The sequence below is a fragment of the Sanguibacter antarcticus genome (genome assembly GCF_002564005.1).
Taxonomy (GTDB): domain Bacteria; phylum Actinomycetota; class Actinomycetes; order Actinomycetales; family Cellulomonadaceae; genus Sanguibacter; species Sanguibacter antarcticus.
On record NZ_PDJG01000001.1, the window covers coordinates 2030282 to 2048080 of the forward strand.

Annotated in this window: 18 protein-coding genes; 5 read left to right on the forward strand and 13 right to left on the reverse strand. The window is 69.8% G+C overall.

Annotated features, from left to right (window positions below; translation table 11 throughout):
• Positions 1–9: 9 nt before the first annotated feature.
• The 3 genes from tsaE to ATL42_RS09250 all read right to left on the reverse strand — a co-directional run bounded on the left by tsaE (position 10) and on the right by ATL42_RS09250 (position 3519).
• Positions 10–576, reverse strand: a complete 567-nt coding sequence (gene tsaE / locus ATL42_RS09240; RefSeq protein WP_098455089.1) for a tRNA (adenosine(37)-N6)-threonylcarbamoyltransferase complex ATPase subunit type 1 TsaE — start codon at positions 574–576, stop codon at positions 10–12.
• A complete protein-coding gene (alr, locus tag ATL42_RS09245; protein WP_425443198.1) occupies positions 573–1772 on the reverse strand; it encodes an alanine racemase in 1200 nt (399 codons plus the stop codon). Before alr ends, tsaE begins: the two co-directional genes overlap by 4 nt.
• Before the next feature lie 106 nt (positions 1773–1878).
• On the reverse strand, positions 1879–3519 hold the full coding sequence (locus ATL42_RS09250) for a bifunctional ADP-dependent NAD(P)H-hydrate dehydratase/NAD(P)H-hydrate epimerase (RefSeq protein ID WP_098455091.1): 1641 nt from the start codon (positions 3517–3519) through the stop codon (positions 1879–1881).
• 84 nt (positions 3520–3603) lie between these two features.
• Here ATL42_RS09250 and ATL42_RS09255 point away from each other — a divergent pair, with 84 nt between their 5' ends.
• Positions 3604–4590: an LLM class F420-dependent oxidoreductase gene (locus ATL42_RS09255; protein ID WP_098455092.1), complete on the forward strand. Its 987-nt coding sequence runs from the start codon at positions 3604–3606 to the stop codon at positions 4588–4590.
• Between the two features lie 81 nt (positions 4591–4671).
• On the opposite strand, the gene ATL42_RS09260 is transcribed toward ATL42_RS09255, so the two are convergent.
• Both ATL42_RS09260 and glmS read right to left on the reverse strand, forming a co-directional pair.
• Positions 4672–5022 (reverse strand): holo-ACP synthase, encoded by a 351-nt coding sequence (locus tag ATL42_RS09260; protein WP_098455093.1) that lies wholly within the window; start codon positions 5020–5022, stop codon positions 4672–4674.
• A 7-nt stretch (positions 5023–5029) separates the two neighbouring features.
• Complete coding sequence (glmS, locus tag ATL42_RS09265; RefSeq protein ID WP_098455094.1) at positions 5030–6895, reverse strand: glutamine--fructose-6-phosphate transaminase (isomerizing); 1866 nt, start codon at positions 6893–6895, stop codon at positions 5030–5032.
• Positions 6896–6948: 53 nt separating this feature from the next.
• Between glmS and coaA the strand changes: the two genes are divergently transcribed.
• Positions 6949–7899: a type I pantothenate kinase gene (gene coaA, locus ATL42_RS09270; RefSeq protein ID WP_098456473.1), complete on the forward strand. Its 951-nt coding sequence runs from the start codon at positions 6949–6951 to the stop codon at positions 7897–7899.
• A gap of 18 nt (positions 7900–7917) precedes the next feature.
• On the opposite strand, the gene ATL42_RS09275 is transcribed toward coaA, so the two are convergent.
• From ATL42_RS09275 to trhO, 6 genes are all read right to left on the reverse strand, one after another.
• The gene (locus ATL42_RS09275; protein WP_245862376.1) at positions 7918–8583 is read right to left on the reverse strand and encodes a DedA family protein; all 666 of its coding nucleotides are present in this window, start codon (positions 8581–8583) and stop codon (positions 7918–7920) included.
• Positions 8584–8727: 144 nt separating this feature from the next.
• Entirely contained in the window at positions 8728–9369 is a 642-nt protein-coding gene (locus tag ATL42_RS09280; protein WP_098455095.1) for a peptide deformylase, read from the reverse strand.
• Positions 9366–10715 (reverse strand): phosphoglucosamine mutase, encoded by a 1350-nt coding sequence (glmM, locus tag ATL42_RS09285; RefSeq protein ID WP_098455096.1) that lies wholly within the window; start codon positions 10713–10715, stop codon positions 9366–9368. The genes ATL42_RS09280 and glmM overlap by 4 nt, the downstream gene beginning before the upstream one ends.
• 135 nt (positions 10716–10850) lie before the next feature.
• Complete coding sequence (gene rpsI, locus ATL42_RS09290) at positions 10851–11339, reverse strand: 30S ribosomal protein S9 (RefSeq protein ID WP_098455097.1); 489 nt, start codon at positions 11337–11339, stop codon at positions 10851–10853.
• 47 nt (positions 11340–11386) lie between these two features.
• On the reverse strand, positions 11387–11830 hold the full coding sequence (gene rplM, locus ATL42_RS09295) for a 50S ribosomal protein L13 (RefSeq protein WP_098455098.1): 444 nt from the start codon (positions 11828–11830) through the stop codon (positions 11387–11389).
• Positions 11831–12128: 298 nt separating this feature from the next.
• Positions 12129–13019, reverse strand: a complete 891-nt coding sequence (gene trhO / locus ATL42_RS09300) for an oxygen-dependent tRNA uridine(34) hydroxylase TrhO (RefSeq protein ID WP_098456475.1) — start codon at positions 13017–13019, stop codon at positions 12129–12131.
• 135 nt (positions 13020–13154) lie between these two features.
• Here trhO and ATL42_RS09305 point away from each other — a divergent pair, with 135 nt between their 5' ends.
• Positions 13155–13817 (forward strand): histidine phosphatase family protein, encoded by a 663-nt coding sequence (locus ATL42_RS09305; protein WP_098455099.1) that lies wholly within the window; start codon positions 13155–13157, stop codon positions 13815–13817.
• 42 nt (positions 13818–13859) lie between these two features.
• On the opposite strand, the gene ATL42_RS09310 is transcribed toward ATL42_RS09305, so the two are convergent.
• Positions 13860–15554: an ABC-F family ATP-binding cassette domain-containing protein gene (locus tag ATL42_RS09310; protein ID WP_098455100.1), complete on the reverse strand. Its 1695-nt coding sequence runs from the start codon at positions 15552–15554 to the stop codon at positions 13860–13862.
• Positions 15555–15649: 95 nt separating this feature from the next.
• Between ATL42_RS09310 and ATL42_RS09315 the strand changes: the two genes are divergently transcribed.
• On the forward strand, positions 15650–16054 hold the full coding sequence (locus tag ATL42_RS09315) for a DUF5709 domain-containing protein (protein WP_098455101.1): 405 nt from the start codon (positions 15650–15652) through the stop codon (positions 16052–16054).
• Positions 16055–16089: 35 nt separating this feature from the next.
• On the opposite strand, the gene truA is transcribed toward ATL42_RS09315, so the two are convergent.
• The gene (gene truA, locus ATL42_RS09320; protein WP_245862378.1) at positions 16090–16956 is read right to left on the reverse strand and encodes a tRNA pseudouridine(38-40) synthase TruA; all 867 of its coding nucleotides are present in this window, start codon (positions 16954–16956) and stop codon (positions 16090–16092) included.
• Positions 16957–16987: 31 nt separating this feature from the next.
• Between truA and ATL42_RS09325 the strand changes: the two genes are divergently transcribed.
• Positions 16988–17773 carry an ROK family protein gene (locus ATL42_RS09325; RefSeq protein WP_098455103.1) on the forward strand — a complete coding sequence of 262 codons (786 nt, stop codon included), beginning with the start codon at positions 16988–16990 and terminating at the stop codon, positions 17771–17773.
• Positions 17774–17799 lie beyond the last annotated feature (26 nt).

Below are 17799 nucleotides of genomic sequence, written 5' to 3' on the forward strand. Positions count from 1 at the left end.
TCCCCCAGCCTACTGACTCAGAGGCGTGGATGGTGAGCCTGTGGGCAGGTGGGCTCCAGCCCACCTCGCTCCGACCCCTCGGAGGGTCACGCGGCGCGTGCCGACCTCGGCGTCCTCGACCGCCGATCCGTCTGTCGTCGCGTCGATCCCGCCGCGCGGACGCTCGATCGTGATGTCGAGGCGTTCTCCCGCGAGCGACTCGACGAGCCCCTGCCCCCACTCCACGACGGTGACAGACCGGTGGAGGTCCGCATCCAGGTCGAGCGCGTCCACCTCGTCGAGCGACCCGAGCCGGTAGGCGTCGACGTGGACGAGGGCGGGGCCCGTGGTGAGCGAGGGGTGCACCCGTGCGATGACGAACGTGGGCGACGCGACCTGTCCGCGGACCCCGAGCCCCGTGCCGATCCCCTGCGTCAGGGTCGTCTTGCCTGCCCCGAGGTCTCCGGTGAGCATGACGAGGTCGCCGGAGCGCAGCTCACGGGCGAGCTCACGACCGAACGCACGCGTGGCGTCCGCATCGGGGAGCTCGACAGCGACGACCTGCTCCGGGAGCGCGGTAGGTGCCTCGTCGCTCATCGGGCAGTCTCGGTGTCGACGTGGTGCCGGGGCACGCGTGCCCCGAGGCGGGTGGTGATCTCGTAGCTGATGGTGCCCGCGGCCTGTGCCCAGTCCTCAGCGGTAGGACCGCCGTCGGCTCCCGTCCCGAAGAGGACGACCGGGTCTCCGGCCTGTTCTGCAGCGCCCGGACCGAGGTCGACGACGACCTGGTCCATGCAGACCCGCCCCGCGACGGCGAGCGTCCGCGCAGCAGCGCCGGCGCCGACCCGGACCGGGCCGCCCGGGTGCTCGGGAAGGTGGCCGGACGCATGGCGGGGGAGCCCGTCCGCATATCCGATCGGCACGACCCCGAGGACGGTGTCCGAGGGGGTCGTGTAGGCGTGAGCATAGGAGACGCCCCGACCGCCCGGGACCCTCTTCACCGTGGCGAGCGACGCCTCGAGCGTCATCGCCGGGACGAGGCCGAACTCCTCGGGCCCTCCGATCTGCGGGACGGGCGAGAGCCCGTAGACGGCGAGGCCCGGGCGTACGAGGTCGTAGTGGGCACGCGGGCTCGTCAGCGTCGCGGCCGAGTTCGCGAGGTGCCGCACCTCGAGGTGAGCACCGGCGTCTTCGGCGAGCCGGACAGCGCGGTCGAAGACGTCGACCTGGGCGAGCACGGTCGGGTGCGCGGGCTCGTCGGCGAACGCGAAGTGCGACCAGATCCCGACGACCTCGAGAAGACCGTCGGTCTGGGCGGCCACGGCGTCTCGCAAGAAGGCCGGCAGATCGTCGATCTCGAGGCCGTTGCGCCCCAGCCCGGTGTCCACCTTGACGTGGATCCGCGCCGTACGGCCGGTGCTGCGCGCAGCCGCGACGACCTCCGCAAGCGCCCACGGTGCCGCGACCGACACGTCGATGTCAGCGAGGAGGAGCGCATCGATCGGCGCACCGGGAGCATAGAGCCAGGTGAGCAGCCGTACCGAGACTCCCGCGGCACGGAGCTCGAGCGCCTCGCTCACCTGCGCGGTACCGAGCCAGGTGGCGCCGCCCTCGACCGCGGCGCGTGCCGACGGCAGGAGACCGTGACCGTAGGCGTCCGCCTTGACCACCGCCATGACCTGCGTCGTGCGGTCTGCGTTCGGTCGGGCGCAGCCGACGAGCGCTCGGACGTTCGACCGGATCGCGGCGAGGTCGACGACCGCGCGTGCCGGGTAGTAGGTGCTCACAACCACCGATTCTCTCACTGCCGGCCGAGCGTGTCAGGTCCCCTCGATCACGAGGTCGGCCACGGCCCGCGTCGAGGCTGTCATCGACCGCGGACCCTCGCGCTGGGCGTCGTCACCTCGTGCGTCTGTCCGATGCGTGGTCCCGCAAGATCTGCGCGATCGTGCCCGGGAGCGCGTCGGCGACGTCGAGCGCCGAGATCGGCCCGCCCGGGTTCGCGCGGTGTGCGGCGAGCCCATGGATCAGGGAGGCCGCCGCAGCGAGCCGAGCGGGCAGCGCAGGCTCCTTCACGGCGGCCGAAGAGTGCGCGGCGAGGAGCGAGGCGAGGACGCCGGTGAGCACGTCTCCCGCACCGGCGGTCGCCAACCAGGCAGGCCCGTCCGCCTGGGAGTAGACGCACCCAGGACCCACGACGAGGGTCACCTCGCCCTTGAGGAGAACCGTCGCGCCCGTGAGCTCGCGAGCACGCTGCGCCCAGCGCAACGGCTCGGCTTCGACGTCTGGGCGCTCGACGTCCTCGCCGCGCGCGCGCAAGAGCTGGGCGAGCTCGCCCGCATGAGGCGTGATGACGACCCACGGCGGGCACGCTCGTGGCAGGAGCGCCAGCGCCCCCGCGTCGACGACGGCCGGCACCTTGTCACCGACGACGTCAGAGGACAGCTCGCCGGTCGCGTGCGCGAGCGTGTGCCGGATCCGTCCCTGCTGGGCACGGGTGGCGTCGTCGGTCGCCGGCGGGGCCGTGGAGATCCCTGGGCCCAAGGCCCAGGCCTGCACGCGGCCACCGGCAGGAACAGCCTCGGGGCGCGCCGCCAGCACCGCCGCCGTCACGTCGCGGGCACCGAGGTAGCGGACCATCCCTGTCCCGGTACGGATCGCCCCGGAGACCGTGAGCACAGCCGCCCCAGGGAACTGCTCGGTCCCGGCGACAACACCGACGACACCGCGGGTGTACTTGTGCGCGTCTGCTCCGGGCGGCGCGAGCAGCCGCTGGTGGACGAGATCCTGCGCAGTCAGCCGCCGCACCGCGGGACGGTCCTGGCCGTCCACGTCGGCGGTGTGCAGCGAGAGACCGATGTCGATGCTCTCGACGCGTCCGGCGAGCCGCGCCGCCGGCGGCAGCAGCAGCCCCGCCTTCACGGCCCCGAACGTCACGGTCACGTCAGCGGGAAGGACCGCGCCGGGAACGCTCCCGTCGTCCACGCCGATGCCGCTGGGCACGTCGACCGCCACGACGAGCGGGCTCCGGTGCTCGGAGCGTGCTCGTGCGCGGACGAGAGCACCGACGAGGTCGCGCGTCACGCCCCGGAGCGCACCGCTGCTGCCGAGGCCGAGAAGACCGTCGAGCACCACGTCCGCCTCCATGACGGTGCCGACGGCCGTCGCGACGCTCACCCCGTGCTCCCGTGCCGGTTCGTCGGGCGCGGAGAGGCTGGCGACGAGACTCATCCATCGACCTCCTGCCGCACGGAACGCCGCGAAGCCCTCCTCGTGGGTTCGCTCGCTCGTGAGCACCGCCGTGACCTGGACGCCCGCGCGAGCGAGCCGAGCTCCCGCGAACAGAGCGTCTCCGGCGTTGTTCCCAGGCCCCACCACGACCACCACCCTGCTCCCGGGCACACGCCCGACCTGCGAGCGGACCTCCCGCGCGACGATGCCGGCCAGAGCGAAGGCCGCACGCTCCATGAGTGGCGCGCCGGACGCGAGCAACGGTGCTTCAGCCGTGCGGACGGTCCTGCTGTCGTAGGCGACGATCATCTGCCCATCATGCCTCCAGGGTGCCCCGCGAGCGCGGCGGCCTCCCCCCGCACACAGCGGACGGCCGGACGTAGGGTTGAGGTCATGCGATTCGGACTCTTCATCCCCCAAGGCTGGCGTCAAGACCTCACCGGCATCGACGCCGCAGACCACTGGTCCACCATGAACGGCCTGGTGCAGCACGCTGACACCGGCGGCACGTTCGACTCCGTGTGGGTCTACGACCACTTCCACACCGTTCCCGAGCCCACGCACGAAGCCACCCACGAGGCCTGGTCCCTCATGGCGGCGTTCGCAGCGACGACGAGCCGGGTGAAGCTCGGCCAGATGTGCACGTGCATGTCTTACCGCAACCCCGCCTATCTCGCGAAGGTCGCCACCACCGTCGACATCATCAGCGCAGGACGCACCCAGATGGGCATCGGCGCAGGCTGGTACGAGCACGAGTGGCTCGCGTACGGCTACGGCTTCCCTCGCGCCGGCGAGCGTCTCGGCATGCTCGACGAAGGCGTGCAGATCATGCGCCAGATGTGGACCGAGGGCTCCGCGACCTTCTCCGGCAAGCACTACACCGTCGACGGTGCGCTGAACTATCCGCTGCCACTCCAGGACGGCGGCCCGCCGCTCTGGATCGCCGGCGGCGGGGAGAAGAAGACCTTGAAGATCGCCGCGAAGTACGCGCAGTACACGAACTTCGACGGCACGCCCGAGACCTTCGCGCAGAAGTCGACGATCCTCGCGGACCACTGCTCCGCCGTGGGCCGCGACTTCGCCGCCATCACCCGCTCCGCCAACTACAACGTCGTCATCGGCGAGACCGAGAAGGACGTCGCTGACCGGCTCGCATGGATCGGCGAGCACTACGCACGCACCGTGCCCTCCAAGGCTGCAGCCGCCCTGGAGCAGCTCCGGACGGGTCCGCTCGTCGGCACCCCGGAGCAGATCGTCGACCGGCTCCAGGAGCTCGAGGCGCTCGGCATGGACTACGCCATCACGTACTTCGCCGAGGCGGCCTACGACCGCAGCGGGATCGAGCTCTTCGAGCAGACCGTGGCCTCTGCCTTCGCCTGAGCGCTCGACGCACGCTCGACCCACCTGGCCGAGGGAGCGCACAGCGAGCATCGCGGCGGCTGAGACCGGCCCGGGGAGCGCTCAGCCCTCGGCGACGACCATGGCCGTCGCGATGCCGCCGTCGTGCGACAGAGACAGGTGGAAGCGGACCGCGCCGAGCTCGGCTGCCCTCGCTGCCACCGTCCCGGTCATCTCGATGACCGGCGGACGGCCGACGACCCGTGGGATCGTCACGTCGTGCCACAGCAGGTCCCCCGGCGCCCCGAGCGCTTTCGCGATCGCCTCCTTCGCGGCGAAACGCGCTGCGAGAGACGACGGCGCCAGGTCGCGCTCGACTGCGGTGAAGAGCTTCTCCCGCAGCCGGGGCGCGCGGCCGAGCGTCGCCATGAACCGCTCGATCTCGACGACGTCGACCCCGACCCCGACGATCACGAGGCGGTCACTCGACTGTGACGGACTTCGCGAGGTTGCGAGGCTGGTCGACGTCGAGACCACGCGCGGTGGACAGCTCGCACGCGAAGAGCTGCAGGGGCACCACCGTCAGCAGCGGCGCGAGCAGCGTCGGCGCCTGCGGGACCCAGAAGACCTCGTCGGCATACGGGACGACGGCCTCGTCGCCGTCCTCGGCGATGACGAGCGTCCGCGCGCCCCGCGCCCGGATCTCCTGGATGTTCGAGATGACCTTGGCGTGCAGCGAGTCGCGCCCGCGGGGTGAAGGAACGATGACGAAGACCGGCTGGCCAGGCTCGATGAGGGCGATCGGCCCGTGCTTGAGCTCGCCGGCAGCGAACCCTTCGGCGTGGATGTACGCGAGCTCCTTGAGCTTGAGCGCGCCCTCGAGCGCGACCGGGAACCCGACGTGGCGGCCGAGGAAGAGGACCGACGAGGTGTCAGCCATCCACCGGGCGATCTCCCGGACACGAGCACCGCGGTCCAAGACCTCCTGGATCTTGGCCGGCATGGCCCGCAGCTCGTCGAGGATCTCGTCGATCTCGTCAGGGAACTTGTTCCCTCGCAGCTGTGCGAGGTAGAGCCCCAGCAGGTATGCCGCCGTGATCTGGGCGAGGAACGCCTTCGTCGACGCGACCGCGATCTCCGGTCCTGCGTGCGTGTAGAGGACCGCGTCGGACTCGCGCGGGATCGTCGACCCGTGGGTGTTGACGATCGAGATGACCTTGGCGCCCTGCTCGCGGGCGTGCCGGACTGCCATGAGCGTGTCCATCGTCTCGCCGGACTGCGTCACAGCGACGACGAGGGTCTTCTCGTTGACGACCGGGTCGCGGTAGCGGAACTCGTGAGCGAGCTCGACCTCGACCGGGATGCGGCACCAGTGCTCGATGGCGTACTTGGCCACGTGGCCCGAGTATGCGGCGGTCCCGCAGGCGACGACGATGATCTTGTCGATCGAGCGCAGGACGGCCTCGTCGATGCGCAGGTCGTCGAGCGCGAGCCGGCCCTTGAGGTCGGTGCGTCCGAGGAGCGTGTCCGCGACGGCCTTGGGCTGGTCGTGGATCTCCTTGTCCATGAAGGACGCGAAGCCGCCCTTCTCGGCAGCCTCCGCGTCCCAGTCGACGGTGAAGCGCTTGGGCTCGACGACGTTGCCCGCGAAGTCGGTCACCGTGACGCTGGACGACGTGAGGGTGACGATCTCGTCTTGCCCGAGCTCTAGCGCCTCGCGAGTGTAGGCGATGAAGGCCGCGACGTCGGACCCGAGGAAGTTCTCCCCCTCACCGAGCCCGACGACGAGCGGAGAGTCGTGACGCGCGCCCACGACGAGGTCGGGCTGGTCCGCGTGGACGGCAAGGAGCGTGAACGCACCCTCGAGCCGGAGCACGACCTGGCGCATCGCCTCGGTGAGGTCGCCACAGGCGTCGTAGGCTCGCGCGACGAGGTGCGCAGCGACCTCGGTGTCGGTCTCGGAGAGGAACTCGACGCCCTCGGCGACGAGCTCCAGCTTGAGCAGGGCATAGTTTTCGACGATCCCGTTGTGGATGATCGCGAGCTTTCCACCGTCGGCGAGGTGAGGGTGCGCGTTGACGTCGGTCGGTGCGCCGTGGGTCGCCCACCGGGTGTGGCCGATCGCCGCTGTCGCGTCAGGAAGCGGCCTCGCCTCGAGCTCCTCGATGAGGTTGACGAGCTTGCCGGCCTTCTTGGCGGCGATGACATGGTCCGTCCCTGGTGCGACGAGCGCCACACCAGCCGAGTCGTACCCCCGATACTCCAACCGCCGCAGACCTGCGACGACGACCTCGAGCGGCCGGCTGGTGACTGACGACGACCCCACGTAACCCACGATTCCACACATGCTCCGGAGTCTAGTGGACAGGGGTGCCATGATCCATCAGGCAGAATCGTGTGGTGGTCTCCTCTCGCATCGTCCCCGCCACGCCGTATGTCGATCTCGATCGCGCGGCCTGGTACCGACTCTCGGAATCGACCCCGCTGCCCCTCACCGGTGACGACGTCGCACGGCTCCGTGGCCTCGGCGACCCCATCAACCTCAACGAGGTCGATGCCGTCTACCGGCCGCTGTCCCGCCTGCTCAACCTCTATGTCGCCGCGAACGAGGGCCTTCACCGCGCGACGTCGACCTTCTTGCGAGAGGACTCGGCACGTACCCCGTACGTCATCGGTGTCGCTGGCTCGGTCGCGGTCGGGAAGTCGACGACCTCGCGCATCCTGCGCGAGATGATGGCGCGCTGGCCGGACACACCGCGTGTCGAGCTCATCACGACCGACGGGTTCCTCTACCCCAACGCCGAGCTGCGCCGTCGCGGTCTCATGGACCGCAAGGGCTTCCCCGAGTCCTACGACCGACGCGCGCTCATCCGCTTCCTCACGAAGATCAAGGCCGGGCGCGCCGAGGTCAGCGCACCGGTGTACGACCACCTGACCTATGACATCGTCCCGGGACGCGAGGCTGTCGTCCGCCACCCGGACGTCCTCATCGTCGAGGGCCTCAACGTGCTGCAGCCTGCACGCAGCACCGAGGCTGCCTCGAGCCTCGCCGTGAGCGACTTCTTCGACTTCTCCATCTACGTCGATGCCCGCACCTCCGACGTGCGCCAGTGGTACGTCGACCGGTTCCTGTCGTTGCGCAAGACGGCGTTCGCCCGCCCGGAGTCCTACTTCAACCGCTACGCGACCTTGACGGACGACGACGCGGTCGACATCGCCGAGGGGATCTGGGACTCGATCAACGCCCCGAACCTCGTCGCGAACATCCAACCCACCCGCAGCCGAGCCACGCTCGTGCTCACCAAGGGCCGCGACCACTCTGTCGAGCGCGTGCGCCTGCGCAAGCTCTGAGGGGCACGCTCTGAGACGTCACGACCCGACGGTCGTCTTCTCCGACGCTCTCGATGCCTCGTGCGGGTCGGCGTGCTCGTGCGGGCCGCGCAGACGCAGCACCCGTCCGAGCACGTAGTCGACGAGGAATCCGATGGCGGTCCCTCCCGTGACGCCGACCACGACGGCGAGGAGCGGGTTCCCGTGGAGCCACGTGCCCGCCCCGATACCGATGAGTGTCGAGTAGGCAGACCAGGTGACAGCGGCGATCCCCGCGAGACCGACGAAGCTGCGACGACGGTAGCGCAGGGCACCCGCAGTCATGTTCACCGCGACCCTGCCGACGGGGATGTACCGCGCGGCGATGATGATGGGCGCAGGGCGCTGACGGAATGCCCTGTCGGCCCAGACGAAGGCGGACTGCACCCGCCGGCCCCGCAGGAGGGGCAGCCGGTGGACGTCGATCCGACGACCGATCGTGTAGGCGACGATGTCGCCCGTGAAAGCGGCCACCGCCGCGACCCCTGCCAGAGCCCACGGGTCGGGGCTCCCGGTCGAGAGCGACACCGCCGCCAGGGCGATCACGAGCGACTCGCTAGGAACAGGTGGGAAGAAGGCGTCGATCGCCACGAAGGCGAACAGGATGACGAAGACCCACGGTGACGCGGCCAGGCTCTCGGCCCACACTCCCAGTCCGTCCAGCACGCACCTACCGTCCTTCCGCCGCTGCCTCCGAGCGGGGACCTTCCCAGCGTATGGAGCAGGGCAGGCTCCGGCTACGAGGGGGTCCCCTGACTCCTCCCTGATATTCGACCACGACGGCGACGGGTCGGCATCAGGCCGGGAAGCTCAGGAGAGCGGGAAGCCCATCACCTGGGCCGCCATCGACGGGTCCGGTGTGTCCGACCAGTAGCGCGCGAGGTTCTCGTTCGTCGCGAGCGACCGGGTGTGGGCATGGTCGATGTACAGCTCGCCGCGCAGGTGGTCGGTCTCGTGCTGGACGATGCGGGCGGGCCATCCGGTGAGCACCTCGTCGACGGTCGCACCCGTATCGTCGGTGGCGGTCAGCCGGACGCTGCGGTGGCGTGGGACGACTGCCTGGTAACCAGGAACGCTGAGGCACCCTTCGTAGAAGGAGCGGCGGTCAGGACCGACAGGTGCGTAGTCGGGGTTGACGAGAACGCGGTAGTCCAGCGGCGTGCGCTCCCGTGGGTCCGCCTGCTCGGCGTCCCCGACACCCGGGTCCTGCATGACCGCGAGTGCGAGGCTGATGCCGATCTGCGGTGCGGCGAGACCGACTCCTGGAGCCTCGAGCATCGTCAGGCGCATGGACTCGAGAAGCACGGGCAAGAGGTCACCGAGCTGGCCGTCGTAGCGGGCCGCAGCCAGGCGCAGGACCGGGTGCCCCACGGCGACGATGGGGAGCACCCCCCTCGCGTGCTTGTCGAGGTGCTGCTCGATCGCGTCCCGCAGCGCCTGGTCCGTCGTCATACGAGGGAGAGCCGAGCCCGCACCACACCCGCGAGGGAGTGGGCGACGTCGTCCGCCTGCTGCTGGCTCGGCGCCTCGACCATGACTCGGACCAGAGCCTCCGTGCCCGAGGGGCGCAGCAGGACTCTCCCCGTCGAGCCGAGCAGCATCTCGGCCTCCTTCACCGCCGAGAAGATCACCTCGTCGGTCGATGCACGTGACTTGTCGACGTCCTTGACGTTGACGAGGCTCTGCGGGAGCCGCACGATGCCCGAGGCGAGCTCGGACATCGTCCCTCGACTCTCGGCGAGCCTGCTGAGCAGGTGCAGGGCGGTGAGGATCCCGTCGCCGGTGGTGGCGTAGTCGGTGAGGAGCACGTGACCTGACTGCTCGCCGCCGACCGAGTAGCCTCCGCGCCGCATCTCCTCGAGGACGTAGCGGTCGCCGACAGCGGTCTCGATGGTCCGGATTCCGTGTCGCTCCATGGCGAGCTTGAGACCGAGGTTCGACATGACGGTCGTGACGAGCGTCCGGTTCGCGAGGGTGCCGCGCTCGGCGTGCGCCTGCGCGAGGATCCCCATGATCTGGTCCCCGTCGACGATCTCGCCCTCTTCGTCGGCCGCGATGCAGCGGTCTGCGTCTCCGTCGAAGGAGACACCTGCGTGCGCCCAGTGACCGACGGTCGCCGCTGCCATGCGTCGTGGGCTCGTCGCCCCGTAGCCCTCGTTGATGTTCTCGCCGTCGGGGTAGGAACCGATGACGACCACCTCTGCGCCGGCGCGCCGCAACGCCTCCGGCCCGACCTCGCTGCCGGCACCGTTCGCCGAGTCGACGACGACCTTCAGGCCGTCGAGGGTGTACGGCACCGTCGAGACGATGTGGTCCACGTAGCGCCAGACAGCAGCGTAGTCCTGGGTCATCCGGCCGACGCCTGCACCGACCGGTCGTTCCCAGTCACCGCGCAGACGTGCCTCGATCTGGTCCTCGACGTCGTCGTCGAGCTTGGACCCGGTGCGGTCGAAGAACTTGATCCCGTTGTCTGCCATCGGGTTGTGCGAGGCGGAGATCATCACGCCGAGGTCGGTGTTCGTGTTGGCAGCGAGATAGGCGACCGCGGGGGTAGGCACCACCCCGATGTCGACCACGTCGACGCCCGCGCTCGCCAGGCCCGCGCAGACGGCCGCGGAGAGGAACTCCCCGGACGCTCGAGGGTCTCGACCGACGACTGCCGTGGGCCGGTGCCCTGAGAACTCACCACGCTGACCGAGGACGTGTGCTGCAGCGACCGCGAGGTCGAGTGCGAGCTCGGCGGTGACGTCGCGGTTGGCGACACCTCGTACGCCGTCAGTTCCGAAAAGCCGTCCCATGGTGTCTCCTCGTGTCCGCGCGAGCTCCGAACCCGCGCCCGCGCCCGCCCGACGTGCGTCGGCCCGGTGCCTGCGGTCAAAAGACCGACGGCCCCGATGGCGAACCATCGGGGCCGTCAGCGGTGAGCGCAGTGATCAGCGCTTCGAGTACTGAGGTGCCTTGCGGGCCTTCTTCAGACCGGCCTTCTTGCGCTCGACGACGCGTGCGTCGCGAGTGAGGAAGCCAGCCTTCTTGAGGGCTGCGCGGTTGTGCTCTTCGTCGATCTCGTTGAGTGCGCGCGAGATGCCGAGACGAAGGGCGCCGGCCTGGCCGGAGGTGCCGCCACCGTTGATGCGGGCGACGACGTCGAAACGACCTTCGACGTCGACGAGCTTCAGCGGGGAGTTCACCAGCTGCTGGTGGACCTTGTTCGGGAAGTAGCCCTCGAGCGTGCGCCCGTTGATCTTCCACTGTCCGGTGCCGGGGACGAGGCGCACGCGGGCGATCGCCTCTTTGCGGCGACCCAGTGCCTGGGCCGGCGCGGTGATGCTCTGGCCACGGCCCGTGGGGGCAACGGTCTCAGAGGTGTAGGTGCTGGGTGAATCTTCTTCCAGCGTGTCGATGTCGACGGTGGTCTCGGCCACTGGTGGTGTCCTCGCGTCCTTGATATGTCTGCTCAGCAGGCCGGGGCCTACTGGGCGACCTGGGTGATCTCGAAGGGCTTCGGCTGCTGCGCAGCGTGGGGGTGCTCAGAGCCTGCGTAGACCTTGAGCTTTCCCATCTGGTTGCGACCGAGCGTGGTCTTGGGGATCATGCCGCGAACGGCCTTCTCCACGGCGCGCTCCGGGCGCTTCTCCAGAAGTTCGGAGTAAGCGACGGCACGCAGTCCACCCGGGTAACCGGAGTGGGTGTATGCCAGCTTCTGCTCACGCTTGTTGCCGGTCAGGGCGACCTTGCCTGCGTTGATGACGATGACGAAGTCACCGCCGTCGACGTGCGGAGCGTAGGTGGCTTTGTGCTTGCCACGGAGCAGGGTCGCGACGTGGGTTGCGAGGCGACCCAGGACGACGTCGGTCGCGTCGATGACGTACCAGTCGTTCTGGATGTCGCCGGGCTTCGGGGTGTACGTACGCACTGTCGTAGCCTTCGTTTCGTTTCGTGTCTTCTCCGGCGCAGGATTCTGCGGCCGGCGAGGTCGGTGAGCGCTTCGTCTTAGACCTAGCGAGTGGGCGCACCGGTCACGTATGGAAGCACAACAACCAGCCACGATATCTGCTCAAGGGGCAGCCGGTCAAAACCGGATGCATCACAGTGGTACCTCAGGCGTCCGGGCGGTGCCGGGAGGGCCGTGAGTCTGCCGCTGAGAGAAGCACGAGAGCGGAGAGTGTGGCAAGTCGCGGTGTCAGTCTACCTGAGCGACGGGCGGGGACAGGTCACGCAGGGACGAGGTCGCACACGGGGCACAGACCTTCACCCGCACGGTGGGCACAGCCGGCGCAGAACAGCCGCAGCGTCACGCACGACGGCGAGGCGCAGTTCTCGTACTTCGCTGTCGAGGCACCGCACGCGGTGCACTCCCCCAACGGCTCGGTCTGTGCGTCGAACTCGATGTGCATCCGCTGGTCGAAGACGTAGAGGGACCCCTCCCACAGGCCTGTCGACCCGAACTCCTCGCCGTAGCGGACGATGCCGCCGTCGAGCTGGTAGACCTCGCCGAAACCGCGCGACGTCATGAGCGACGAGAGCACCTCGCAGCGGATCCCGCCCGTGCAGTAGGTGACGACCGGACGCCCCTTGAGATCGTCGTACCTGCCGGAGTCGAGCTCGGCGACAAAGCCGCGCGTCGTGGCGACGTCAGGGACCACAGCACCCCGGAACCGCCCGATGGCAGCCTCGAACGAGTTACGGCCGTCGAAGAACACCACCTCGTCCCCGCGACGTGCGACGAGGTCGTTCACCTCGCTCGGGCTGAGGTGCACCCCACCCCCGACGACCCCAGACCCGTCGACCTCGAGCTCGTCCGGGGCACCGAAGCTCACGAGCTCCGGGCGGACCTTGACGCTCAGACGAGGAAAGTCGTGGCCCGTCCCGTCAGACCACTTGACGTCCATCGCGGCGAATCCGGGGTACTGCCGGGTGGTCTTCACGTACTGCTTGAGATCCTCGACCGTCCCACCGAGCGTCGCGTTGATCCCGTGCTGCGAGACGATCACCCTGCCCGCCAGCCCCCAGCGCTCGGCGAGCGCCGACTGCCAGAGCTTCACCGCGACAGGATCGGCGACGGGGGTGAGCGCGTAGAAGAGGACGATCTTGTGCACAGCCATACGACCAGCGTAGGCCGCAGCCGCGACACAGCCGGTCTCTGGAGGCTCTGCGGCGGTGAGGACCACCTCGAGAGTTCACCTGTCCGCAACACCGTCGTCGCCCGGAAGAACGTCTCGCTGCCTAGCGTAGGGACCATGGAAACCACTCAGGTCGCACCGACGACGACCCTCACGCTGGTCCGCCACGGGCAGACCCACCTCAACGCGCTCCGTCTGCTGCAGGGCAGCTGCGACTCGCCGCTCACCCCTGCGGGCAGCGCCGGCATCCGGGTGACCGGCCAGCACCTGGCCACATCGACCTTCCACGCCGCCTACACCTCACCGCAAGGCCGCGCCGTCACGACCGCGGAGGAGCTCGTCAGTCACCACCCGGGACTCACCGCGCGCCGGGAGTCCGACCTGCGGGAGTTCACCTTCGGTAAGTACGAGCGCTGCCCCGAGCACGAGCTCGACGCCGTCCAGCCATGGTCCGAGCTCATCACGGAGGTGCTCCGCGGAACCCACCCTGGCTTGCCGGGAGGCGAGTCCGGAGCGGACTTCATGGGTCGGGTGAAGGCCGTCTTCGACCGGATCCTCCGAGACCACGAAGGACAGCAGGTCCTCGTGGTGGGGCACGGGCTCACGCTCGGGGCCTATCTCGCGCTCATCGATCCCGTCGGGCTCGTCGCTCTGCCGAACGCCTCGGTGTCCACCGTGGAGGTGCGCGACGGTTCCGCGACGATCGTGTCCGTGGGGGTCGACGTAGCCGGCCACGGGAACGTGGCGGCGCGGCCGGCCGCGGCGCCCGTCCCCGCCTGACCGACGCACCACGAGCCGACCTCCGCACCGCGAGCCGACCTCTCAGCGGGCGCGGTCCACGCGGGCCGAGTCCCACACCGGCTCGTCCGACTGCCGGACCGCACCGTCACCGCCGAACACGAGGAAGCGGTCGAAGCCGCGCGCGAACCAGCGGTCGTGCGTCACTGCGACGACCGTCCCCTCGAACTGCGCCAGGCCAGCCTCGAGCGCCTCAGCAGAATGCAGGTCGAGGTTGTCCGTCGGCTCGTCGAGCAGGAGGAGGGTCGCGCCGCCGAGCTCGAGGAGGAGGATCTGGAAGCGAGCCTGCTGGCCGCCGGACAAGGTCTCGAAACGCTGCTCGGCCTGCCCAGCGAGCTCGTAGCGGTCGAGGGCCTTGCTCGCCGGCTCGCGGCTCATCCCGTCGCGGCTGCCCTCTCCGCGGTGCAGGATGTCGAGCAGCGTCCGACCGTCGAACTCGGGATGGGCGTGGTTCTGCGCGAACCACCCCGGTCGGACGCGAGAACCGAGCGTGACCCGCCCGGTGTGGTCGACGTGCCCGACCACAGAGGCTTCCCCGTCCGAGACCGGGGCGTGGTCCGCAGGGTCAGGGTCTGAACCTCCTGCGGCGAGCAGACGCATGAAGTGGGACTTGCCCGAGCCGTTGGAGCCGAGGACGGCGACCCGGTCGCCGAACCAGATCTCCGTGTCGAAGGGTTTCATGAGCCCGGTGAGCTCGAGCTTCTCGGCCACCACCGCACGCTTTGCCGTCCGACCACCGGTCAGTCGCACCCGGACGTTCTGCTCCCGAGCCACGACCTCGGGCGGCCCCGCCTCCTCGAACTTGCGCAGACGTGTCTGTGCCGCCTGATACCTGCTCGCGAGACCGTCGTTGAACGCGGACTTGTTCTTGAGGTTGTTCACGAGGGCTCTGAGCTTGACGTGCTCCTCGTCCCAGCGGCGCCGCATCTCGTCGAGCCGGTTCATCCGGTCGTCGCGCGCCGCAGCGTAGGTCGCGAACCCGCCCCCGTGGACCCAGATCGACCCGCCGGACGCGCCGGGCTCGATGCTCGCGACCTGGGTCGCGGTCCGGGAGAGCAGCTCGCGGTCGTGCGAGATGAACAGCGCGGTCTTCGGCGACGCAGCCAGCTGCTGCTCCAGCCACCGTTTCGTCGGGACGTCGAGGTAGTTGTCCGGCTCGTCGAGCAGCAGGACCTCCTCGGTGCCCCGCAGCAGCGCGGTGAGGACGAGCCGCTTCTGCTCGCCACCGGACAAGGTCCGGACCTCGCGGTACTGGGCCTGGTCGAACGGGATCGACAGCACCTCGTCGGTCACGTGGTCCCAGTCGTTCTCGGCCTCGTACCCGCGTGCGTCCGCCCAGTCCGCGAGCGCCTGCGCGTAGCGCATCTGGGTCGGCTCGTCCTCGTCGGTCATCATGGCCGTCTCCGCGGCTGCCAGCTCCGTCCCGGCATCCCGGACCGCTGGCGGTGCCAGGTCGACGAGGACGTCGCGGATCGTCCGGTCGTCGTCGATGCGGCCGACGAACTGCCTCATGATCCCGAGGCCCCCGCTGCGCGTCACCCGGCCGTCGTGCGGGTCGAGATCGCCGGCGACGATACGCATGAGCGTCGTCTTGCCGACACCGTTGGGGCCGACGAGCGCGACCTTTGCGCCCTCGCCGACGCGAAGGTTCACGCCGGCAAGGAGGGGCCGTCCGTCGGGAAGGAAATAGCTGATGTCATTGATGTCGATGTGGCCCACGGCTCCAGTGTGCCGGGTGCGGACCTGCACGGTCGAACGGTTTCCCTGCGACGGCTCGGCATGCGGGCCGTCGTCGCCGGTGCGACTGTGTAGCCATGAGCGAAGACACACCAGCAACGTCCACTGACAACGCCCTCGGCACCGAGGGTGACTCCGACCAGCTTCCTGGCGAAGACACGCTCTTCGCGGACGGCACGGACGCCGATCGCCCCGACGAGGACTACGTGCCGCCGACGACTCCGCGGCCGAACCACTTCGGCGAGACAGCCTGGGAAGAAGAGCACGGCGAGTCCCTCGACCAGCGGCTCGCCCAAGAACAGCCAGAGCTGTGGGAGCACGCCGACCGAGGCCGACCGGCTCCTGACCGCGCTGGTCGGCTCGTCGCCGACCCCGAGGCGCTCGAGGCGCCGGCGAACGACACGTTCGCGGACGCCGTCCCGATGGATGTCAACGCCACGAGCGCCGAGGAGGCCGCAGTCCACCTCATCGACGAGACCTGACCGAGCGACGCTGTCGGCCGCAGCGACCTGCACGATCAGCCGTGCGGCTCCCAGACGTGCTCGTCCGTGCGCCTCGACCGAGCGCGCTCGGCGTGGTCTGCGAGGTCCTCGTCTGCCGGGTAGTGGACCTCCTCGAGAACGAGCCCATGGCCTGGAACCACGGCGGCGAGCGGGTCCCTCTGACCGAGCGCGAGCACCTCTGCGGGCCACGTCACCGGGCGTCGTCCCTGCCCGACGGTGAGGGACGCGCCGACGAGCGCACGAACCATGTTGTGGCAGAACGCGTCAGCCTGGACCCGAGCGACGACAAGACCCGTGTCGGGCCCCTCAGCCACCCGTGTCCAGCTGAGCTCCTGCAGGTGGCGGATGGTCGTGGCGCCCGGACGCGGGCGGCAGAACGCCGCAAAGTCCCGGATACCGAGGAGCGGTTGCATCGACGTGTGCATCGCCTCGACATCGAGCTCGCGCCGCAACCACAGGGTCCACTCACGGCGGAGCGGGTCGTGCAGCTCGAAGCTGTCGGCGACGCGATAGGAGTACCTGCGCAGCAGCGCACCGAACCGTGCGTGAAAGCCGGGCGGAGCCTCCTGGACACGATGGACCACGAGGTCGTCCGGGAGCACGCCGTTGAGACGGCTCGTCATCGCCTGGACCGACGTCCGTGCCGACTGCCCTGGGACGGACGCCCAGACGGCAGGGTCGAGGTCCACGTGGACGACCTGACCGCGAGAGTGCACGCCGGAGTCGGTCCTGCCTGCCACAGCGACGCGCGGCGCAGGGACTCTCAGGACGCGGCTCAGGCCCTCCTCGAGAACTCCTTGGACGGTCCGCAGCCCGGGCTGGACAGCCCACCCTGCGAAGTCGGTGCCGCGGTAGGCGATGTCGAGGCGGATCCGGATCACGAACCCATCATCTCGCACTAGTGTGCAAGGAATGGCGCAGCCTCCCTCCCCTGAGAACCTCACCCTGTCCGTCGACTGCGGCGGGGGTGGCATCAAGGCGGCCGTCCTCGACGACGCCGGCACGGCGCACGCACCCGCGGTGCGCGTCGCGACGCCGTACCCGCTCCCGCCCGACCGGCTCGTGGAGTGCATCGCGGAGCTCGCGCGCGGCCTCCCTGCTGCCGCGCGCGCGACGATCGGCATGCCCGGCATGATCCGCCACGGTGTCGTCATCCACACGCCCCACTACATCACCCGGTCGGGCCCCCGGTCTCGGGTGGACCCCGCCCTCGCTGAGCGGTGGACCGGTTTCGACATGCATGCCGCCGTGAGCGCACGCCTGGGCGTCCCGGCGCTCGTCCTCAACGACGCAGAGGTCCACGGTGCAGGGGTCGTCGCCGGGAAGGGGCTCGAGCTGGTCCTCACCCTGGGCACGGGACTCGGGTCGGCGCACTTCGACGGTGGTCGCATCGCCCCGCACCTGGAGCTCTCCCACGCGCCGGTGCGTCGAGGGACCACGTACGACGAGTACATCGGCGAGCACGAACGCCGCCGGCTCGGTGACGGGCTCTGGTCCCGCCGGATCGCACGCGTCGTGGACGGCCTCCGTCCCGTGTTCCTCTGGGACCGTCTCTACCTCGGTGGCGGCAACTCCCGCCGCATCACTGCGGTCGTCCTCGACCGCCTCGGCGACGACGTGGTGGTGGTGCCGAACTCGGCTGCGCTCGTCGGAGGCGCGCGAGCCTGGGGGCTGCCGGGTCCGCGAGAACGCGACTGAGCGAGACCGAGGACGCGTCTGGGCAG

Excerpts from the sequence above, each read along its gene's own strand:
- glmM (WP_098455096.1), bottom strand. The coding sequence starts at position 10,715 with ATGGGACGGCTTTTCGGAACTGACGGCGTACGAGGTGTCGCCAACCGC.
- ATL42_RS09305 (WP_098455099.1), top strand. The coding sequence starts at position 13,155 with ATGGAAACCACTCAGGTCGCACCGACGACGACCCTCACGCTGGTCCGC.
- trhO (WP_098456475.1), bottom strand. The coding sequence starts at position 13,019 with ATGGCTGTGCACAAGATCGTCCTCTTCTACGCGCTCACCCCCGTCGCC.
- ATL42_RS09250 (WP_098455091.1), bottom strand. The coding sequence starts at position 3,519 with ATGATCGTCGCCTACGACAGCAGGACCGTCCGCACGGCTGAAGCACCG.
- ATL42_RS09280 (WP_098455095.1), bottom strand. The coding sequence starts at position 9,369 with ATGACGACGGACCAGGCGCTGCGGGACGCGATCGAGCAGCACCTCGAC.
- ATL42_RS09315 (WP_098455101.1), top strand. The coding sequence starts at position 15,650 with ATGAGCGAAGACACACCAGCAACGTCCACTGACAACGCCCTCGGCACC.
- ATL42_RS09325 (WP_098455103.1), top strand. The coding sequence starts at position 16,988 with ATGGCGCAGCCTCCCTCCCCTGAGAACCTCACCCTGTCCGTCGACTGC.
- ATL42_RS09255 (WP_098455092.1), top strand. The coding sequence starts at position 3,604 with ATGCGATTCGGACTCTTCATCCCCCAAGGCTGGCGTCAAGACCTCACC.
- glmS (WP_098455094.1), bottom strand. The coding sequence starts at position 6,895 with ATGTGTGGAATCGTGGGTTACGTGGGGTCGTCGTCAGTCACCAGCCGG.
- tsaE (WP_098455089.1), bottom strand. The coding sequence starts at position 576 with ATGAGCGACGAGGCACCTACCGCGCTCCCGGAGCAGGTCGTCGCTGTC.